Raw genomic sequence first — 20,051 nt, 5'->3', positions numbered from 1 at the left:
GGCAGGCACCTTCACGGAAAGAGTGGCTATCGCGCGCCGAATAGCCACGCTTTCCGTGAAAGTGCGCTCTCGCGGAGCGGGCCGCGCTTGCGGAGTCGGCCCCGCTCGCGGAGTGGGCCGCACTCGCGGAGCGGGCCGCGCTCGCGGGGCGGGGTGGGTGGGAGGGTCAGGCGGGGACGCGGAGGTGGGCGGCGAACCAGTCGGCCGCGTCGGCCGCCACCTGCTCCAGCGCACCGGGCTCCTCGAAGAGGTGGGTGGCGCCGGGCACGATCCGCAGCTCGTGCGGCGCGGTGAGCGCCGCGGCGGCCTGCTCGTTGAGCGTGATCACCTGCTCGTCCAGGCCACCGACCAGCATCAGCGTCGGCGCGCGTACCCCGGTGAGCGCGGGGCCCGCCAGGTCCGGTCGTCCGCCCCGGGAGACCACCGCGGCCACCCGGTCCGGCCGCCCCGCCGCGGCGACCAGCGCCGCCGCCGCACCGGTGCTCGCCCCGAACAGGCCCACCGGCAGCCGGCCCAGCGTGGGCTCGGTGCCCAGCCAGTCGACGATGCCGGCAAGCCGGTCGGCGAGCAGGCCGATGTCGAAGCGCAGCTCGGCCGTGACGGCGTCGACCGCGTCCTCCTCCGGGGTGAGCAGGTCGACCAGCACGGTGGCGGCACCCCGGCTCCGCAGCACCCCGGCCACCGCCGTGTTGCGCGGGCTGTGCCGCGAGCTGCCGCTGCCGTGGGCGAAGAGCACCACGCCGTTCGCGCCCTCCGGGACGGTCACGTCCGCCGGGAGCCCGACGCCGGCCGCCGGGATGGTCACCTCGTTGCTTCCTGTCCGCATCTGCACCCCTCCGTACCGTCGGATTCGCACCGGCCCGGCGGGCTTACCCGCGCCGCCGGTACCCAAGCGGGGGCGGCCCCGACGGGCTGCGGCGGTCGCCCCGGCGTTTGCCGCCGACGACCTCGGGAAGCCGCAGGGTGACCGCACGACGGCGCCGGCGTGCCCGGCGCCCCGACGGATCGCGAGGATCGCCATGGCTAAGCAGAAGTCCAGGCAGCAGACCCGGACGGCCGAGCAGGAAGAACGCGAACGGGACGCCGAGCGCGGCCGGGACTGGGCGGACGAGGCGGCCCGGGCCCGCACGGCGGACGACCCGGCCGCGATGGCTCCGCGCGACGCGGGGGGCCGTCCCTCCAACGGCCGCCAGTTCTGACCCTTTCCGGCCACGAGGTTGGCGGTACGCCGCCGACCTCGTGGCCGGTCGGTCTGGTCAGCCCTCCTCGGGAAGGTGCAGCAGCGGGGACCGACCCGGGGGTTGCTCGGGCGCCGGGCCGGGCGGATCGGGCGTCGGCACCGGGACGGTGACCGGCAGGGAACTGGTCACGGTGATCTTCTCGCCGTGGTGACGCAGCTCCAGCACCGTGTCCGGCCCGCCGTTGCGCAGCGAGTACGTGGTCTGGTGCGGCCGGACATCCACCCGCAGCCGCAGCGAGCGCCACTGCAACGAGAACTCCAGCCGGCTGAGCCGACTGGACAGGCGCGGCGAGAACGACAGCGTCCCGTCGTGGTCGCGCAGGCCGCCGAAACCCGAGACCAACGCGATCCACGCGCCGGCCAACGAGGCCATGTGCACCCCGTCGCGGGTGTTCTCGTTGAGGTCGTGCAGGTCCATCAGCGCGGCCTCGCGCAGGTAGCGGTGGGCCAGCTCCGGGTGCCCGACCTCGGCCGCCATCACCGCCTGGGTGCAGGCCGACAGCGAGGAGTCCCGGACGGTACGCCGCTCGTAGTAGAGGAAGTTGCGCAGCTTCTCGTCGGCGGTGAAGGCGTCACCCCGCCAGTGCATGGCCAGCACCAGGTCGGCCTGCTTGACCACCTGCTTGCGGTACAAGTCGAAGTACGGGTAGTGCAGCAGCAGCGGGTACTTCTCCGGCGGGGTGTGCTCGAAGTCCCACTCCTGCAACCGGGTGAAGCCCTCCACCTGCTGGTGGACCTTCAGCCCCTTGTCGTACGGGATGTACATGGCGTTCGCGGCGTCCCGCCACTGGGCCGCCTCCTCCTCGGTCACCCCGAGGTCGATCGCCTCGTCCCGGTAGCGCATCGCGCAGTCGGCGGCGGTGAGCAGGTTCCGCTGCGCCATCAGGTTGGTGTAGATGTTGTCGTCCTTGACGGCGGTGTACTCGTCCGGCCCGGTCACCCCGTCGACGTGGAACCGACCGCTGCGGTCGTGGTGGCCCAGCGAGCGCCAGAGCCGGGCCGTCTCCACCAGCAGCTCCAGGCCGATCTCCCGCTCCAGCTGGTCGTCGTCGGTGACCAGCAGGTAGCGGCGCAGCGCGTCGGCCACGTCGGCGGCGATGTGGAAGGCGGCGGTGCCGGCCGGCCAGTACGCCGACGACTCGGGGCCCTCGATGGTCCGCCAGGGGAAGGCGGCGCCCTGGAGGTTCAACGTCCGGGCCCGCTCCTGGGCCTGCCCGAGCGTCGAGTACCGCCAGTAGAGCGCGTCCCGGACGGCGGACGGCTGGGTGTAGGTGAGCACCGGCAGCACGAACATCTCGGTGTCCCAGAACGCGTGCCCGTCGTACCCGGGGCCGGTCAGGCCCTTGGCCGAGATGGGTCGCCGCTCGGCCCGGGCACCGGCCTGCAGGACGTGGAACAGCCCGAAGCGGACCGCCTGCTGCACCTCCGGGTCGCCCTCGACCCGCACGTCGGCGGCGTCCCAGAACTCGTCGAGGTACTCCCGCTGCTCCCGGCGCAGGCCCTCCCAGCCGTCCAGCCGGGCGGCGGCCAGCGCCGCGCCGACCTGGTCGCGCAGCGCCGGCAGCGACCGCTTGCTCGACCAGCCGTACGTGAGGTACTTGACCACCCGCAGCGTCTCGCCGGGCTTGAGCACGCAGCCGATGGTGGTCCGCACCCAGTCCTGGTAGCCCTCGGACTCGACGGTGAACTTCGCCGGGGCGAACACGTCGTGGCCCATCTCGGCGGCCACCCGCAGGCCGCTGACCTTGGTGCGGTGGATGAGCAGCCCGCCGTCGTCGGTGGTCAGCTCCTCCTCGGCCTGCAACGGCGACTCCAGCACGGCGGCCACCCGCGGGTCGCGGCTCTGCGCGGGCAGGGTCTCGTTGGCGACCAGCTCGGACTGGAGGATCAGCCGCAGCGGCCCGTCCACCGCCTCCACCTCGTAGTTGATCGCGGCGACCGCCCGCTGGGTGAAGGAGACCAGGCGGGTGCTGCGGACCTTGACCTCGCGCCCGGCCGGGGAGCGCCAGTGCATCTCCCGGTGCAGGGTGCCGGCGCGCAGGTCGAGGATCCGCTCGTGGCTCAGCAGCTCGCCGTACCGGAGGTCGAGCGGCTCGTCGTCGACCAGCAGCCGGATCAGCTTGCCGTTGGTGACGTTGACGATGGTCTGGCCCGACTCGGGGAAGCCGAAGCCGGCCTCCGCGTACGGCAGCGGGCGCAGCTCGTAGAAGGAGTTGAGGTAGGTGCCGGGCAGGCCGTGCGGCTCCCCCTCGTCGAGGTTGCCGCGCAGCCCCACGTGCCCGTTGGAGAGCGCGAAGACCGACTCGGACTGGGCCAGCACGTCCATGTCGAGCCGGGTCTCCCGGATGTGCCAGGGCTCGACCGGATAGGCGCGTTCGCGGATCATGCCGCCGTCCCCTTCAGCAGGTCGGAGAGGTCGGTGACCACGATGTCGGCGCCCTGGTCGCGCAACTCGTCGGCCTGGCCGACCCGGTCGACGCCGACCACGTAGCCGAAGCCGCCGGCCCGCCCGGCGGCCACCCCGGCGAGGGCGTCCTCGAAGACCGCGGCGTTGACCGGGTCGACCCCGAGCAGCTTCGCGCCGGCCAGGAAGGTGTCCGGGTGCGGCTTGCCGCGCAGCCCCTCGGCCCGCGCCACCAGACCGTCGACCCGCGCCTCGAGCAGCGGTTCCAGGCCGGCGGCGGCGACCACGTCGCGGCAGTTCGCGCTGGCCGAGACCACCGCGCGGCGCAGCCCGGCCGCGACGGCCGCCCGCAGGTACGTCACCGAGCCCGGGTAGACCTCGACCCCGTCGTGGTGGATCCGCTCCAGCAGGACGACGTTCTTGCGGTTGCCGACCCCGTTGACCGTGTCCGCCTCGGGCGGGTCGTCGGGGTTGCCCTCCGGCAGCACCACACCCCGGGAGGCGAGGAAGGACCGGACGCCGTCGGCGCGGGGCCGGCCGTCCACGTACCGGTTGTAGTCCGGCCCGGGGTCGAACGGCTTGAACGGCTCACCGGTGGCCGCCGCCCGGCGCGCCAGGAACGCGTCGAAGGTCTGCTTCCAGGCGGCGTTGTGCACCTTGGCGGTCTGCGTCAGCACACCGTCCAGATCGAAGAGACAGGCGGACACATGAGCAGGTAGGCCCAGCACGGTACGAATCTATCCAGCCCACCGCCCGAACAAACCCGTTTCGTCAGGTGCCGGTGCGTCAGCGGTTGGGGCGCAGCGTCCAGACGACGGTCATCGTGCCGGTGACGGTGCCGTCCTCGGTGCCGATCTCCACCTCCACGGGGAACTCCGGCCGCTGCCCGGCGTCGAGCTCGGCGACCACCTCGGCCGGCGTGCGACCGAGCCGGGCGGTGGCCAGCACCGGCCCCATGGCCAGCTTCCGGTACGCGATGTCGGCCCGGACGGCGAGCGGCACCGCGCGGTCGAGCAGGTGGCCGAAGGCGGCCATCACCACCGTGCCGGACGCGGTCTCGCCGAGGGTGAACATGGCTCCGGCGTGCGGACCGCCGACGTGGTTGTGGGTGGCCGGCGTGTCGGGCAGCCGGACCACAGCCCGGACCCCGCCGTGGGCCTCCGGGGCGACCTCGACGAACTCGAAGCCGAGGGTACGGGCGAACGGCACGGCCTGGAGCATCCCGGCCGCCACCTGGCGCGAGTCGATGGACATGCCCCGACGTTACTAGCCAGTAACTTTTCCGGCAAGCCACCAGCGACCAGCAATTTCGGGTCGCCGGCCGCACTCGACCGGCCCGGTCACGGCCCGGTGCCGTCGGCTCAGGTCGAACGGGTCGGGCCCGCGCCTGTCGCCCGCTCACGCGTCACGCCGCGTCACCGCGCGGGTAGCGATCCCCCGGCAAGCGTCATGCCTGACAGGCATATTTATGTCTGTCAGGCATGACGCTCGTGCGGACATCGTCCGGTCGCGCCGAGGGCATCGCCCTCGACGGCGGTGGTCAGAACAGGTTGCCGAGGGTACGGAGGATCTCCGCGTAGAAGTTGCCCTCGATACTGCGGAACAGCGCGAAGTCCTCGCCCGGGCTGCCGACGAACGGGCGCAGGGTCCAGGCGAGCTGGGTGCCGACGAAGCCGAAGAGCAGGATCCAGACGTACAGCAGGGTCATGCTGGCCGGCCGCTCCGACTCGCCGCGCCGCACCGGCGGGGTGGCCCACGGCCGGCCCGCACCGGCGTACCCCGGCGGCACCATCCCGGGCGGGAAGGCCGCCATCGGGTGGCCGGCCAGCACGACCGGCTGCGCCGGGACGCCGACGGCCGGCTGCGCGGGGACGACGGCCACCGGCTGCGCGGGGACGACGGCCACCGGCTGCGCCTCGGCGGCCGGCGTGGTGCCGTTCGCGCCGTTCGCGCCCGCCCCCACGGCCACCGGCTCCGCGACCGGCTCACCGGACGCCGGCTGGGCCGGTACGGCGGCCTGCGCGGCCGGGGCGGCCACGGCGGCCTGCGTGCCATTGGCAGCGGCGGCGGCCGACGGGGCGAGCAGGCCGTGCGCGTTGAGCACCTGCATCCCGCCGGTGAGGAAGCGCAGCCCGACCACCGCCGACAGCGTCAGGATCGCCACGTTCAGCAGCTTGAAGAAGCCGTAGTCCGGTGCCGTGATCAGGAAGAAGAGGCTGATCGGGGCGAACGCCACCGCCAGCATCGAGGTGACGGTGATCGCCACCATCACCAGGGCCACCGACTGGCGTACCGACAGCCGGGCCCCGAACACCAGGTTGAACAGGTAGAGCGTGGGCAGGCAGATGGCCAGGGTGATGAGGAAGAGCAGCGGCAGCTTGACCGCCGAGGTCAACGCCATCAGCACGCCGTGGAACGCGCCGAGCACCGCCCCGTAGCAGGCCAGTGCGACGGCGGAGCTGGCCAGCATCCGCCCGGTCAGCGCGTTCAGGTCGTCGTCGGCGACGATCTGCTGCCAGATGCCCTGCCGATCACGCAGGATCCGCTCGATCACGAGCGGGCTCGGACGGTCACCCGACACGGCGGGCCCCTCTCTACAGGCGGTGCTCAGTGGACTGGGTGCGCTGACCGTAGGGCATCGGCCCGGTCGCCCGCAGCCCCGCCCTGACGGCTCAGCGCCAGCCGACGTCGATCCGGTCGCCGCGCTCGTCGAAGAAGTGCAGGGCGTCCATCCGTACGGCGACCGACATCGGGTGACCCGCCGAGATCGCCGGGTACGGGGCGAGGCGTACCGCCAGCTCGGCGGGGCGGCGGTGGTGGCGCCCCGGGTCGGGGAGCACGCTGGTCCGGTTGCCGCCCCCGGTCGGGGCGGAGATCGGCTCCAGCTCGCCGGCCCGGCCGGTGAGCCGCTGCATGACCTGCCCGAACCGGCGCAGCCCGCGCTGCCCGGCCGGTGCGTCGTCGGTCGTGGCGCCCATCTCGTCCACCACGATCGCGGTGGCGCCGATGTCGAGGAAGGCCAGCGACTCGTGCCCGTGGTGCTCCAGGTAGCGGACCCGGCCCTGGAGCACGTCGCCGGAGGTGTCCGGCGCGACCGGCGTCAGCGCCTCGGCCCGCATCCCGATCACGATCCGCTCGCCGTGGTAGTGCGCCACCGCCCGGCTGCGGATGTCGTCCCAGGGCAGGTAGAGCGCCTGCTCGCCGAGGGTGAGGGTCACGTACCGGTCGAGGTGGACGTAGACCGACGCCTCCAGCAGGTTCATCCGGGGGCTGCCCAGGAACGCCGCGACGTAGAGGGTGGCCGGCCGGCCGTACACCTGGGTCGGTGTGCCCACGTCCTGGAGGACGCCCTTGCGCATGATGGCGACCCGGTCGGCCATGGTCAGCGCCTCGGCCTGGTCGTGCGTGACGTAGATGGTGGTGACGCCCAGCTCCCGGGTCAGCCCGGAAATCTCCGCGCGCAGCTCGGCGCGCAGACCGCTGTCCAGGTTGGAGAGCGGCTCGTCCATCAGGAAGAGCCCCGGACGGCGCACTATCGCCCGCCCCATGGCCACCCGCTGCCGCTGGCCGCCGGAGAGCTGGCTCGGCTTGCGGCCGAGGACGTCCCCGATGCCGAGCGCGCCCGCGACGTCCTGCACCCGCTCCCCGCGCGGGGCCGGCTCCACACCGGCCAGTCGCAGCGGGAAGGCGATGTTGTCCCCGACGGTCATGTGCGGATAGAGCGCGAAGTCCTGGAAGACCATGGCGATCCTGCGCTCCCGTGGCGGCAGGTCGTTGGCGACCTCGCCGTCGAGCATCACGGCGCCGGAACTCGGGTCCTCCAGGCCGGCGACCATCCGCAGCACGGTGGACTTGCCGCAGCCCGAGGGACCGAGCAGCACCATGAACTCGCCGTCGTTGACGTCCAGATTGACGCTGTCGACCGCGAGCGTCCCGTCCGGGAACACCTTGGTGACATCCTTGAGCGCGACGGTGGTCACCGTCTCCTCCCCCAGCTCGGCCGAACCCCGCGCTTGACTGTGACGAGCATCATCGGATCAGCACATCGGGTAAACGTGCGATGTTGCGGTCATGACGGTCCTATTACCGGCGGCGGCCCCGTCGACGGGACCACAGCGTCAGGCGGGATCGTCGAGGAAGACCCGACGGACCACCCGCTCCGCGGCGTGCCCGTCGTCCAAGGTGCAGAACCGGCCCCGGAACCGCTGTCGCGCCCGCTGGGCCTCCGCCCCGGTCACCGCGCCGGAGCGGAAAAGGTCCAGCAGCTCGGCGAAGGTGAGCGCGACGGCGCCGGGCGGTTCGGCGGTCACGTCGAAGTAGACGCCCCGCGCCAGCGCGTACGCGTCGCGGTCCGGCGCGTACACGACAATCGGGCGGTCCAGGACGGCGTAGTCGAACATCGCCGACGAGTAGTCGGTGACCAGCACGTCGGCCGCGAGATAGAGGTCCTCCACGCAGCGGTGGTCGCTGACGTCGACCGCCCGGCCCCCGGTACGCCGGCGGGCCCGGCCGGCCCGGTCGTGGAAGTAGTGGCTGCGGATCAGCAGCCGCCCCGACGGCCCGAGCACGTCGAGCAACCGCCCCGGGTCGAACGGCGGGCGGTAGCGGGGCAGGTGTTCGCGGTGCGTCGGCGCGTACAGCACCACCCGCTCGTCCGGTCCGATGCCGAGCCGGTCCCGGATCTCCCGGACCTGTTCGGCGGTGGCGGTGACCAGCCGGTCGTTGCGCGGGTAGCCGACCTCCAACGTGGTGTACGAGGCCGGGTAGGCCCGGTCCCACATCTGGGTGGAGAAGCTGTTCGAGGTGATGCTGTAGTCCCAGCGGTCCACCCGGCGCAGCAGCCCGGCGAAGTCCATCCCGCCCGCGCCGAGCGGGAAACGCTGCTGGTCCAGGCCCATCACCTTCACCGGCGTGCCGTGGTGGGTCTGCACGTGCACCGAGCCGGGTCGCTTGCGGACGAAGTCGGGGAAGTTGACGTTGTTCACCAGCCACCGGGCCCGGGCCAGCGTCCGGTAGTAGCCGGGGGTGCCGGCGACCACGTACTCGGTGCCGGGCGGCAGGGTGTCCACCCGGTCCCGCCGGACGATCCACACCCCGCGGACCTGCGGGGCCAGCCGACGGGCGGCGGCGTGGATCGCGGCCGGGTTGCAGGCGTACCCGCGGTACCAGTAGGCGGCGTAGACGGCCAGTGTCGGGTCGATCGGCCGGCGCAGCTCGGCCCGGTAGTACTCGCGCAGCACCGCGTCCCGGGTCAGCCGCGCGGTACGCCGGGCCACCGGCAGCGCCCGCCGGGCGGTGCCGCGGGCCGTCGCTCGGGCCTGGTTCGCCGCGCGCAACGCGCTGAAGGTCCGCCACCGGCCCGCCGCGACCAGCCGGTGCTTGAGCCCTTCCAGCCCGTCCGGCGCGGGGTAGCCCTCGGGCGGCCGGAAGCGCCGGTGGTCGGCGGTCATCTGGGCGAAGAACGCCGGGCGCAGCGCGGGGGCGATCCGTTCGCCGTTGCCGAGCACGGTCAGGTGGTGCCAGGCCATCCGCTCGAAGACCGCCGGGCGCAGCTCGGCCACCGCCGGCCCCCAGCGGTCCATCAGCGCGAACACCCGGTGCCACTGCGCGAAGACCTCGAAGTGCCGGTCTCCCCGGGTCCGGGTGATGGCCCCGGCCCGCCGCTGCCGGTAGTTGACGCAGACCCGGTCGAGCACGGCGATCCGCTCGGCGGCCAGCAGCACCGGATAGGTGAAGGAGACGTCCTCGTACCAGCCGGGGGCGAAGCGCAGCCCGAGGTCGACCAGGAACTCCCGGCGGACCACCCGGTTCCAGGCGGTGTGCAGCAGGTGCAGGGTCTCCGGCCGGTCCCGCAGCCGGAAGGTGGCCTCGCCGGGCGGCTCCGGGAACACCTCGGCCATGGCGCTGCGGGTGGCGGTGTCGTTCCAGTGCGCCCGGACGTGGTCCACCACGAGGACGTCCGGGCGGGCGCCCCGCAGCCGGTCGGCGACCTCGGGCAGGCAGTCCGGGGCGAGCCAGTCGTCGCCGTCGACGAACCAGACGTACTCGCCGACGGCCCGGTCCAGCCCGGCGTTGCGGGCCGGACCGAGCCCGACGTTGCGGGGTAGCCGGAGCACCCGGACCCGGGGGTCGCGGGCGGCGTACTCGTCGAGGATGTCGCCGACGGCGTCCGGCGAGGCGTCGTCAACGCCGATCACCTCGAGGTCGTCGAAGGGCTGCCCGAGGATCGAGTCCAGACACTCACGCAGGTAGCCCTGCACCCGGTAGGCCGGTACGACGAAGCTGATCAGGGCCATCCCGGCCGCCCCCTTGGTCAGCCCGGCGAACCGCCTCCGACCGGAACGGCCGTCACCCGCGCGGCGCGGGCCGGCAGGACGACCCAGGCCAGGACGACACTCGCCACGAATCCCACGAGAAGGTACGTACCGAGTGTAGCCAGACCGATACTCACAATTCCGGCGATCGCCGCCAGCGCCAGCAGCACGGACCGCCCCTCCCAGCCCAGCGTCCAGCGGTGCAGCGGCGGGGCCGCCTGTCGCTTCTCCAGCCGGGCCGTCAGGTCGTAGTGGTGCAGGGTGAGCACGAGAACGTAGCCGAAGACCAGCCAGGCCGGCGCGCCGCCGACCACCCCGACGGCGATGGCGAACAGGTACTCCCCGGCCCGCAGGGCGGCCGGAACCAGCCAGTCCAGCGGCCCGTTGTGCGCCGCGCCGGCCCCCAGCCCGGCGACCAGCAGCACCAGCAGCGCCACCGGCACCCACCAGCGCAGCCCGCCGTCGTCGGTCAGCAGCGCCGCGACCAGCAGCGCCGCCGGGCCCAGCGCCGCCAGCACCGCCAGCGTCAGCGGGCCCATCGGGCGGACCACCGGCAGCCGCGCCGCCAGCGGACCGTCGTCGCGGTGCAGCGTGGCGTCGACCGTGTCGAGCACCGGCACCCACATCCAGCGCGCCCGCAAGGTGCGCAGCGCCCCGGTGTACGCGAACGCCAGCATCCCCCAGACCAGCACCGCGACCAGGCTGACCAGCGGGTTGAACAGCGCCACGGTCAGCGCGATCAGCGCCCACCGCTCGCCGATCGGGAAGACCACCGTCCGCTTCAGCCAGTACGACACCGAGCCGGTGTCGGCCTGCACCCGGGTCGAGGCGGCGTTCAGCCGGTCACCGATCCCACCGCCACCCCCGCCCACCGACGTCTTCGGGCGGCGGGCCGCCTCGTCGTGCAGCACGCCGTACCAGGTGTCGGTCATGTGCCGCACGGTTTGCAGCGTCATCGCGGCGATGGCGAGGGCCCAGCCGTACCGGAAGCCGGCGGCCGTCGCCCCGTAGCCGAGGCCCGCGTAGACCACGTACTCCTTCGCCCGGTCGGCCATCGTGTCCAGCCAGCCGCCCCAGGCGCTGAAGTTCCGGGTGTAGCGGGCCAGCTGGCCGTCCACGCAGTCGAGCACGAAGCCGAGGTAGAGCAGCACCGCCCCGCTGACCAGCGCGGGCCGGCCGCCGACCGCGAACAGCACCGCCGCGGCGACCGCGAAGAGCACCGACAGCACGGTCACGGCGGTCGGGCCGAGGCCGATCCGGGCCGCCGCCTTCGTCACGTACGGCGACCAGGTGCTGACGAAGTAGGTGGTGAAGAAGTCGTCCCGCTCCTTGACTGACAGTCGCAGCTCGGCCTTGTCCTCGTCCACCCCCGCCAGCGCCGCCTCGGCGGCGTGCAGCCCGGCGGCGTCGCCGACCCGGTGCGCCACGAGCAGGCGTACCCGGTGGGCGAAGGTCAGCGTGCCGAGCGCGGTGAGCGCGGCGAAGAGCCCGTCCACGGCGGGCCCGGTCGCGGGCCGGGCGGCGGCGGCCCGGGCGGCGGCCGCCAGCGCCGGCAGGTCCTCCACGCCGACCCGCAGTGCGCCGCCGAAGACGCCGGTGGCGTCGGCCAGTTCCGGCCCGGCCTCGACCACCTGGCCGCGCTCCTCGCGCACGGCCGTGCGGCCGGTGGCCGGCGGGTCGGTGAGCACCAGGGCCACCGTCGGGCCGACCGGGCTGGTCGCCAGGTGCTTCAGTACGGCGGTGTGCGCGACCAGGTCAGCCCCGCTGACGATCACCGGGCCGCTGGCGGCGCCCACCAGGGCGGCCAGCTCGTCCAGGTCGGCGACGGCGCGCACCTCGTCCGCCCCGGCCCGGCGCCACTGGGCGGCCAGCCGGTCGGCGAGCGTCTCCCCGGCGCCGGTGGGCAGGCCCGCGGCCGGCGCACCGGCGGCGAGCACGATCGCGAGCGTCACCGCGGAACCGCGGCGTGGTACGCGTCGAGCGCCTCGGCGACCGTGCCGTCCACGGTCAGCCGCCCGCCGTCGAGGTAGAGCCCCCGACGGCAGAACCGGGTCAGGTCCTTCTCGTTGTGTGACACCAGCACCAAGGTGCGCCCCTCCGCGAGCAATCGGTCGATCGTCGAATAGCACTTCTTGCGGAACTCCGCGTCGCCCACCGCGGTCACCTCGTCCATCAGCAGGATCGGGTGCGGCAGGTGGGAGATGATGGCGAACCCGAGCCGGACCTTCATTCCGGACGAGTAGTGCCGGACCGAGGTGTCGATGGCCCGCTCCACCTGCTCGCCGGCGAACGAGACGATGTCGTCGAAGTTCCGCTTCAGGTACGCCGACGACAGCCCGTGCAGGCCGCCGACGAGGTAGAGGTTCTCCCGCCCGGTGAGGTCGTTGGAGAAACCGGCGGAGAGTTCCAGCAGCGGGGCGACGTCGCCGCGCACCCGGATCCGCCCCTCGTCGGGGATGAGCACCCCGGCGATCAGCCGCAGCAGCGTGCTCTTGCCGGTGCCGTTGCGCCCGATCACGCCGACCGTCTCGCCGGGCTCGACGGTGAAGGAGACGTCCCGCAGCGGCCAGAACTGCCCGGACGCGGCGCCCCGCCCGCCCCGGTGGATGAACAGCTCACGCAGCCTCAGCTGCCGCCGGCGGTTGCGGACGAAGCGGATACCGAGGCCCTCGGCCTCGATGATCGGCGCCACCTCACAGCTCCTTGAGCACGGCGGGTTCGAGCCGGCGGAACGCCCACCAGCCGGCGACCAGCAGCAGCAGGCTGCCGGCGACCGTGGTGGCCAGCAGCCGGGCGTCGGGGAACTCGTCCGGGTACCAGATCGCGTGCTGGAGCTGGAAGATGCCGACCAGCGGGTTGAGCTCGTAGGCGACCTTCACCCAGCCCGGCATCCCGGACTCCCGGACCAGGCTCAGCGGGTAGATGATCGGCGTGGCGTAGAAGAGCACCCGGATGATCAGCCGCATGAAGCGCTCGACGTCGCGCATCAGCACGTTGACCGCCGAGAGCAGCAGCGACAGCCCGACCAGCAGGGTGGCCTGCACCAGCACGGCCAGCGGCAGGGCGAGCAGCGACCAGCCGGGGTGGATCCTGCCGTGCGCGGCGTAGACGGCGGCGACGGCGAAGAGGATGGGCAGGCCGGCGGCGTACTCGGCGAACCGGCCGGTGACCCGGCCGATCGGGAAGACCTGCCGGGGCACGTTCATCGTGGTGATCAGGCGGGACTGCCCGGTCAGCGCGTTGGTCGCCTCGCTCAGCGCCGAACTGGTCCACATCCAGGCGAAGATGCCGGTGATCAGGAAGAGCGGGTACGACTCGGCGGCCTGCCCGAGGTGCTGCTCCGTGTCGCCGGAGTAGAGCACGCCGAAGACGAAGAAGTAGATCGCCCCCATGCCCAGCGGTTCGATCAGCGACCAGAAGTAGCCGAGCACCGACTGCTGGTACTTCACCGCGAGGTCCCGCTTGACCAGGATCCGCAGCGAGTTGCGGTGCGACCACAACGCCGCGACGCCAGCGGTCACCGTCGCCTCCCGCCTCCCAGGACGGACGACAGGTTAGCAGTCGGTGAACGAACGCCCCTCAGCACTCGATCACGTTGACGGCCAGGCCGCCGCGCGCCGTCTCCTTGTACTTGACCTTCATGTCGGCGCCCGTCTCCCGCATGGTCTTGATGACCTTGTCCAGCGAGACGGCGTGCACCCCGTCCCCACGCAGCGCCAGCCGGGTGGCGGTGATCGCCTTGATGCTAGCCACCGCGTTCCGCTCGATGCACGGGATCTGCACCAGCCCCCCGACCGGGTCGCAGGTCAGCCCGAGGTTGTGCTCCATGCCGATCTCGGCGGCGTTCTCCACCTGCGCCGGCGTGCCACCGAGGGCCTCGGCCAGCCCGGCGGCGGCCATCGAGCAGGCCGAGCCGACCTCGCCCTGGCAGCCGACCTCGGCGCCGGAGATCGAGGCGTTCTCCTTGAACAGCACGCCGATCGCGCCGGCGGCCAGCAGGAAGCGGACCACCCCGTCGTCGCTGGCGTCCGGCGTGAACCGGGTGTAGTAGTGCAGCACCGCGGGGATGATCCCGGCCGCGCCGTTGGTCGGGGCGGTCACCACCCGACCGCCGGCGGCGTTCTCCTCGTTGACGGCGAGGGCGAAGAGCGTCACCCAGTCCATCGCGCGCAGCGGGTCGGTGGAGTCGGTCTCCGCCTCCAGGCTCCGGCGCAGCTCGGCGGCGCGGCGGCGAACCTTCAACCCACCGGGCAGGACGCCGTCGTGCTCGCAGCCGGCCACCACGCACTCCCGCATCACCCGCCAGATCTCCAGCAGGCCGGCCCGCACGTCGGCCTCGCTGCGCCAGGAGCACTCGTTGGCCAGCATCACCTCGCTGATCGACAGCCCGGTCGAGGCGGTCACGTCGAGCAGTTCGGCGCCGGTGTAGAAGGGGTACCGCACCCGGGTCGTGTCGGGCTTGATCCGGTCCGCCCCGGCGGCCGCCTCGTCCACCACGAACCCGCCGCCCACGGAGTAGTAGGTACGGGCCCTGACCTGCGCGCCGGCGGCGTCGTAGGCCGCGAACGTCATCCCGTTCGGGTGGTACGGCAGCGACCGGCGGCGGTGCAGCACCAGGTCCCGGTCCGGGTCGAAGTCGATCTCCTGCACGCCGAGCAGGTGCAGCCGGCCCTCGGCGCGGATCGCGGCGACCCGGGGGCCGACGGTGTCGGTGTCGACCGTCTCCGGCGCCTCGCCCTCCAGCCCCAGCAGCACGGCCGGGCCACTGCCGTGCCCGTGCCCGGTGGCGCCGAGCGACCCGAACAGTTCGGCCTGGACCCGGACGACGTCGGCGAGCAGTCCGTCGCCCTTCAACCCGGCGACGAACGTCCGCGCGGCCCGCATCGGGCCCACGGTGTGCGAGCTGGACGGCCCGATGCCGACGCTGAAGAGGTCGAAAACACTGATCATGGCTGCACTTTCCTCGCCGTCGCGCCCGGTGGTGCCGGGTCCGACCCGGGTTCCGCCCGCCGGGGTCTCCGGCGGCCGGCGGCACCGCCCGGGGTGGTGGACGGCATCCGACCGGCGAGCCTACCCGCCCGCCGCACCTCCCGCCCTTCCGCCGCAGGTGACGACACATCCCGCCACCCTCCGCCACCCTCACCGATCCGCGGCCCGGCCGGCGTCTTCGCCCGGGACGCGGCGCGGTTTGCGGCGAGTCGCGGTGTCCGCCGGCCCGGACACCGCGATTTGCGGCGTGTCGCGGTGACCGTCGCCCGGGACACCGCGACACGCCGCAAACGGCGAGACGGGCCGCGGGCCGCCATCAGCCGCGCGGAGGCGCGCCGCGACTTGCTGCGAGTCGCGGTGTCCGCCGGCCCGGACACCGCGACACACCGCAAACGGTGAGACGGGCCGCGGGCCAGCATCGGCCGCGACGGAGGGTGGCGCCGCGACTTGCGGCGAGTCGCGGTATCAGCCGGCCCGGACACCGCGACACGCCGCAAACCGTGCGGGCGGCGCGGCGGGACGCAGGGGCGGTGGGGCGTCGGGCGGGGGCGGCGCGGGTAACCACCTACGGGTACGGGGCCGCCGGATCCGTCTTCGGACGGAGGGCGCGGTGGCCACCCCTTCCTACCGTTGATTCCAGAGCGGCGGATCGCCGCAGAGTGGGAGTACGACGATGAGTCGCAAACTGGTCCGGCCCCGCGAGGGGCGCATGCTCGCCGGCGTCTGCGCCGGCCTGGCCCGCCGGTTCAACACCTCGGCGTTCATGATCCGGCTGCTGTTCCTGCTGTCGCTGCTGCTGCCCGGCACCCAGGTGATCGTGTACCTGGTGCTCTGGGTGCTGATGCCGAACGAGGACCGCGCCGCCACCCGCTACTGACCTTCCCGCACGGCAGCGCCCGCCCCGACATCTCGGGGCGGGCGCTGCCGGTTGTGGGTCAGGGGGCGGTGTAGGTGACGGTGACCTTCTCGTAGCCGAGCGAGCGGAGCAGGCCCTCCAGCATCTTGCGGGTGTTCTCCTCGGCGCGCTGGGTCAGCCCGCTGTCGCGCGCCGCCGCGGTGATCCGTTCCTCGGCGAGCTGGTAGACCTGCTGCTGCCGGTTGGGGTCACCGTTGACCAGCTCGCCGAGCCGGTTGAGCAGGCCGCGCTCCTCGGCGAAGACGTAGCTCTTCTGCAGGTCGAGGTTGGTCTTGCCGAGCTGCGGCGCCGGCAGCTTGATCTCGACGGACTTGCCGTCGGCGGACTCGACCACCGCGCCCTCGGAGATCTTGGTGAAGTCGACGTACGCCTCCACGCTGCCCGCCCCGACGAAGAGGGTCCGCTGCTTGAGCAGGAACTCGGGCACGTTGTTGCGGTCGTTCTGCAGGTCGACCACGACCTGGAAGTTGCCCTCGGCGGCGACGTAGCGGCTGAGGTCCTGGATCGACTTGAGCAGCGGCGGCTGGCTGCGGTCGGTCTGCTCCTTGGCGAAGGGATTGCGGAAGTCGGGGAAGATCCCGGTCGCCTGGGCGCCGAGCAGCACCACCACCGCCAGCGCCGCCGCGCCCAGCACCATGAGCAGGCTCCGGGCGGGCCCGCCTGAGGGTGCCGACCCGCCCGGCCGCGGCGGGGAGGTGTCGTCCGACCGGGCCGGAAGCGTGTCGGCGGTCGGGTAGCCGGGGAACTCCCTGGTGGGCTCGTTGATGTCACCGTCGCGGGCCATGGCCCTCACCGTCCTCGTCAGACACGTCGTCTAGCGATGACGGTACGTGCCGGATACGACACCCGCGCGTCGAGCGACCCGATCGGGTGAAGCCCCGGCTCAGGCGAAGGCGGAGAGGCCGGTCAGCTTCTGCCCGATGACCAGCTGGTGGATCTCCGAGGTGCCCTCGTAGGTCAGCACGCTCTCCAGGTTGTTGGCGTGCCGCATCACCGGGTACTCGCCCGAGACGCCGTTCGCGCCGAGGATCGTCCGGCACTGGCGGGCGATCGCCAGCGCCTCCCGCACGTTGTTCAGCTTGCCCACGCTGACCTGCTCCGGGCGCAGCTTCCCGGCGTCGGCGAGCCGGCCCAGGTGCAGCGCCAGCAGGTAGCCCTTGTTCCACTCGACGGCCATGTCGGCGAGCTTGGCCTGGGTCAGCTGGAAGCCGGCCAGCGGCCGGCCGAACTGGGTCCGGGTGGTCGCGTAGTCCAGCGCCGTCGACAGGCAGTCGCGGGCCGCGCCGAGCGCGCCCCAGACGATGCCGTGCCGGGCCTCGGTCAGGCAGCTCAGCGGGGCCTTCAGCCCGATCGCCCCGGGCAGCTGGGCGTCCGCCGGCAGCCGGACGTCGTCGAGAGCGATCTCGCCGGTCAGCGAGGCGCGCAGCGACATCTTCTGCCGGATCTCGCGCGCCGTCACCCCCGGCGTGTCCATGGGTACGGCGAAACCACGTACGCCCTCGTCGGTGCGGGCCCAGATCACGCCGACCTCGGCGATCGGCGCGTTGGTGATCCACATCTTGGCGCCGTTGAGCACCCAGTCGTCGCCGTCGCGGCGCGCCCTGGTGGCCATCGAGGCCGGGTCGGAGCCGTGGTCGGGCTCGGTCAGGCCGAAGCAGCCGATCGCCTCGCCGGCCGCCATCGCCGGCAGCCAGCGCTGCTTCTGCTCCTCGCTGCCGTAGCGCCAGATGGCGTACATGGCGAGCGAGCCCTGCACCGAGACCAGCGAGCGGATGCCGGAGTCGCCGGCCTCCAGCTCCAGGCAGGCCAGCCCGTACGCGACCGCCGAGGCGCCGGCGCAGCCGTACCCGGTCAGGTGCATGCCGAGCAGGCCGAGCTTGCCGAACTCCCGGGCCAGCTCGCGGGCCGGCACGTGGCCCTGCTCGTACCAGTCGGCGACGTGCGGGCGTACCCGGTCGTCGATGAGCTGGCGCACGACGGCGCGGATCTGCCGCTCCTCCTCGCTCAGCGAGGCATCCACGTCGAGCAGGTCCAGGGGTGCGGTCATGGGGGCCACCTTAACGAGTCGTCAGGAGGGCGTCATCCCTCCTGGCCGCCGAGCACCAGCACCCGGGCGTGGATCTGGTTGCGCTGCTGCAACGCCGCGCGCAGCGCCCGGTGCAGCCCGTCCTCCAGGTAGAGCCCGCCGTTCCACTGCACGACGTGCGGGAAGAGGTCGCCGTAGAAGGTCGAGTCCTCGGCGAGGAGTTTGTCCAGCGCCAGCTCCCGCTTGGTGGTGATGAGCTGGTCCAGCCGCAGCGGGCGCGGCGGGATCTCCGCCCACTGCTTGAGCGTGAAGTTGTGCTCCGGGTACGGACGCCCGTCCCGGACCGCTCTGAAGATCACGGCACGCTCCCCTCCCCGTGGCCGGGCCGACCGTCGGCGCGGAGCCGGGTCACGCCGTGGTGCCGCGCGGTGCGGCACCGATGACCGTGCCAGCCTAACCGCCTCCGCCACACTGCGTTTTACTCCCTCATGTCGGTTTCGCTACCGCCGATACCGCCCGGGACCGCATGAACCACGCTCAACTCCACCGGCCGCGCCGGACCACCTCGCCGACCGGGCGACGCCCCCGACGCAGTGACGGTGACCGGTGGTCGGGCGCTCGATAACCCACGGTCACCGCGCCGATCGGCTGGTACTCCTCGGGCACCCCGAACGCCTCCCGGTAGGCGTCCAGCCGCTGCGGCGGGATGCCGAAGAAGCACGCCCCCAACCCCTCGTCGACGGCGGTGAGCAGCATGAGCAGCGCGGCGAAGCCGGTGTCGACGTACCAGTAGGGCACCGGCCAGCGCTCCGCCGCCCGGTCCGCCCAGCCCTTGTCCGGCTCGGCGTAGCGCTCCAGGTAGGCGGAGCGGTTGGCGTGCGGCACCACGATCAGTGGGGCCCGGCGCATCCCGGCCAGCCAGCGCTCCCGGCCGCCGCCGCCCGGGGTGGCCGCCGTCCAGAACAACTCCCGGTCCTCCGGGGTCTCCAGCACCAGGAAGCCCCAGCCCTGCGCGAACCCGGCCGACGGCGCCCGCACCGCGTGGTCGAGCAGCCGGTCCACCACGTCCGGCGGGACGGGACGGTCCGGGTCGTAGTTGCGCACCATCCGCCGTCGCCGGACGACCTCGCCGAACTCCATGCCCCCGCCGCTCAGACGCCGGGCCGCAGGCCCCAGGCGCCCTGCCAGGTGCCGCCGGGCTTCAGCGTGATCAGGTCCTTGCCGGAGCGGAACGCGTCCGCCGGGCAGGTCATCGGCTCCACCGCCACCGACCGCCGGTGCCGCTCCCCGGTCAGCGTGTCCCCGGTGAAGACCTGCCACCAACCGAACTCCCGGTCCGCCCAGATGTGCAGCACGGCGGAGCCGTCCGGGGCGGCCAGGGTCACCGCCGAGCCCCCGTCGGCGTCCCGCACCAGGTCGCCGAAGGCCAGGTCGAGCACCGCGTCGCCGATCGGGCGGGGCTCGGTGAAGTCGTACTCGGTGCCGGCCACCGGGGTGGCGGCGACGGGGAGCAGGCGGCCGTCCAGCAGCACCCGGATCCGCCCCGGTACGCGCAGCGCCACCTCGTCCACCGGCACGCCGGGCAGCCGCAGGTAGGGGTGCATCGAGTAGCCGTACGGGGCGTCCTCCGCGCCGAGGTTCGTCACCTCGTGCTCGACCCGCAGGCCGTCCGCGCCGACGCTCCACCGGTTCCGCAGCCGCAGCGGCCACGGGTAGCCCGGGGTCGGCGGCAGGTCGTACCCGACGGTGACCGCGTCGGCGGACTGCTCGACCAGGTGCCACGACACCCAGTTGACCAGGCCGTGGATCGCGTTGCGCCGGGCCGGCTCGCTCAGGTCGAGCTGCAACGAGCGCTCCCCGAAGGTGTACTGACCGTCGCGGATCCGGTTCGGCCAGGGCGCCAGCACCTGCCCGGCCGAGCCGGGGGAGATCTCGTCGGCGGCGTACCCGTCGACGTAGTCCACGCCGTCGTGCCGGTACGACCGCAGCCCACCGCCGACCTCGACGATGACCGCCTCGTGGCCGTCGGCGGCAATGGTCCACTGTGTCCCGGACGGCGGGCGGGTTCCGGCCTTCTCCATGTCTGGCGACCTTAGTCGCCCGTCCCCGCCCCCGTCGGACCAGCCGAGCCGCTTCCCGCCCAGCGGTCGCCCGGTCCGCCG

Annotated in this window: 18 protein-coding genes; 2 read left to right on the top strand and 16 right to left on the bottom strand. The window is 73.2% G+C overall.

Annotated elements, in window-relative coordinates:
- Positions 1-166: 166 nt before the first annotated feature.
- A complete protein-coding gene (locus ACTMS9_RS02825; protein WP_441164046.1) occupies positions 167-826 on the bottom strand; it encodes a dienelactone hydrolase family protein in 660 nt (219 codons plus the stop codon).
- A 193-nt stretch (positions 827-1,019) separates the two neighbouring features.
- On the opposite strand from ACTMS9_RS02825, the gene ACTMS9_RS02820 reads away from it, so the two are divergent.
- Positions 1,020-1,199, top strand: a complete 180-nt coding sequence (locus tag ACTMS9_RS02820; RefSeq protein WP_441164045.1) for a hypothetical protein — start codon at positions 1,020-1,022, stop codon at positions 1,197-1,199.
- Between the two features lie 57 nt (positions 1,200-1,256).
- Here the strand turns inward: ACTMS9_RS02820 and ACTMS9_RS02815 are convergent, their stop codons facing one another.
- The 10 genes from ACTMS9_RS02815 to ACTMS9_RS02770 form a co-directional block, all read right to left on the bottom strand.
- Entirely contained in the window at positions 1,257-3,626 is a 2,370-nt protein-coding gene (locus ACTMS9_RS02815; RefSeq protein WP_441164044.1) for a glycoside hydrolase family 65 protein, read from the bottom strand.
- A complete protein-coding gene (locus ACTMS9_RS02810; RefSeq protein WP_154940048.1) occupies positions 3,623-4,372 on the bottom strand; it encodes a beta-phosphoglucomutase family hydrolase in 750 nt (249 codons plus the stop codon). Before ACTMS9_RS02810 ends, ACTMS9_RS02815 begins: the two co-directional genes overlap by 4 nt.
- 58 nt (positions 4,373-4,430) lie before the next feature.
- Complete coding sequence (locus ACTMS9_RS02805; protein WP_441164043.1) at positions 4,431-4,898, bottom strand: DUF4442 domain-containing protein; 468 nt, start codon at positions 4,896-4,898, stop codon at positions 4,431-4,433.
- A gap of 286 nt (positions 4,899-5,184) precedes the next feature.
- Positions 5,185-6,225 carry a hypothetical protein gene (locus ACTMS9_RS02800; RefSeq protein WP_441164042.1) on the bottom strand — a complete coding sequence of 347 codons (1,041 nt, stop codon included), beginning with the start codon at positions 6,223-6,225 and terminating at the stop codon, positions 5,185-5,187.
- A gap of 91 nt (positions 6,226-6,316) precedes the next feature.
- Complete coding sequence (locus ACTMS9_RS02795; RefSeq protein ID WP_441149006.1) at positions 6,317-7,624, bottom strand: ABC transporter ATP-binding protein; 1,308 nt, start codon at positions 7,622-7,624, stop codon at positions 6,317-6,319.
- Positions 7,625-7,762: 138 nt separating this feature from the next.
- On the bottom strand, positions 7,763-9,940 hold the full coding sequence (locus ACTMS9_RS02790; RefSeq protein WP_441164041.1) for a bifunctional glycosyltransferase/CDP-glycerol:glycerophosphate glycerophosphotransferase: 2,178 nt from the start codon (positions 9,938-9,940) through the stop codon (positions 7,763-7,765).
- A gap of 17 nt (positions 9,941-9,957) precedes the next feature.
- Positions 9,958-11,910, bottom strand: coding sequence for a DUF5941 domain-containing protein (locus ACTMS9_RS02785; protein WP_441164040.1), 1,953 nt, complete (start codon positions 11,908-11,910; stop codon positions 9,958-9,960).
- Complete coding sequence (locus ACTMS9_RS02780) at positions 11,907-12,650, bottom strand: ABC transporter ATP-binding protein (protein ID WP_154940058.1); 744 nt, start codon at positions 12,648-12,650, stop codon at positions 11,907-11,909. The genes ACTMS9_RS02785 and ACTMS9_RS02780 overlap by 4 nt, the downstream gene beginning before the upstream one ends.
- Position 12,651: 1 nt before the next feature.
- Positions 12,652-13,479 carry an ABC transporter permease gene (locus tag ACTMS9_RS02775; RefSeq protein ID WP_441149003.1) on the bottom strand — a complete coding sequence of 276 codons (828 nt, stop codon included), beginning with the start codon at positions 13,477-13,479 and terminating at the stop codon, positions 12,652-12,654.
- Between the two features lie 58 nt (positions 13,480-13,537).
- Complete coding sequence (locus ACTMS9_RS02770) at positions 13,538-14,908, bottom strand: L-serine ammonia-lyase (protein WP_441149002.1); 1,371 nt, start codon at positions 14,906-14,908, stop codon at positions 13,538-13,540.
- A 712-nt stretch (positions 14,909-15,620) separates the two neighbouring features.
- On the opposite strand from ACTMS9_RS02770, the gene ACTMS9_RS02765 reads away from it, so the two are divergent.
- Positions 15,621-15,824 (top strand): PspC domain-containing protein, encoded by a 204-nt coding sequence (locus ACTMS9_RS02765; RefSeq protein WP_154940064.1) that lies wholly within the window; start codon positions 15,621-15,623, stop codon positions 15,822-15,824.
- 58 nt (positions 15,825-15,882) lie between these two features.
- Here the strand turns inward: ACTMS9_RS02765 and ACTMS9_RS02760 are convergent, their stop codons facing one another.
- The 5 genes from ACTMS9_RS02760 to ACTMS9_RS02740 all read right to left on the bottom strand — a co-directional run bounded on the left by ACTMS9_RS02760 (position 15,883) and on the right by ACTMS9_RS02740 (position 19,970).
- Complete coding sequence (locus ACTMS9_RS02760) at positions 15,883-16,647, bottom strand: DUF4230 domain-containing protein (RefSeq protein ID WP_441164039.1); 765 nt, start codon at positions 16,645-16,647, stop codon at positions 15,883-15,885.
- Positions 16,648-16,746: 99 nt separating this feature from the next.
- Positions 16,747-17,910, bottom strand: coding sequence for an acyl-CoA dehydrogenase family protein (locus tag ACTMS9_RS02755; protein WP_346536829.1), 1,164 nt, complete (start codon positions 17,908-17,910; stop codon positions 16,747-16,749).
- A gap of 32 nt (positions 17,911-17,942) precedes the next feature.
- Positions 17,943-18,248 carry a type II toxin-antitoxin system VapB family antitoxin gene (locus tag ACTMS9_RS02750; protein ID WP_154940070.1) on the bottom strand — a complete coding sequence of 102 codons (306 nt, stop codon included), beginning with the start codon at positions 18,246-18,248 and terminating at the stop codon, positions 17,943-17,945.
- Positions 18,249-18,426: 178 nt separating this feature from the next.
- Positions 18,427-19,029, bottom strand: a complete 603-nt coding sequence (locus ACTMS9_RS02745) for a nitroreductase family protein (protein ID WP_154940072.1) — start codon at positions 19,027-19,029, stop codon at positions 18,427-18,429.
- Between the two features lie 11 nt (positions 19,030-19,040).
- Positions 19,041-19,970 (bottom strand): aldose 1-epimerase family protein, encoded by a 930-nt coding sequence (locus ACTMS9_RS02740; RefSeq protein WP_441148999.1) that lies wholly within the window; start codon positions 19,968-19,970, stop codon positions 19,041-19,043.
- Positions 19,971-20,051 lie beyond the last annotated feature (81 nt).

This window comes from Micromonospora sp. L31, from assembly GCF_052068075.1.
GTDB classification, from domain to species: Bacteria; Actinomycetota; Actinomycetes; order Mycobacteriales; family Micromonosporaceae; genus Micromonospora; species Micromonospora purpureochromogenes.
The sequence above is the reverse complement of the archived record's forward strand: the minus strand, read 5'-3'. Positions and strand labels throughout refer to the sequence as shown.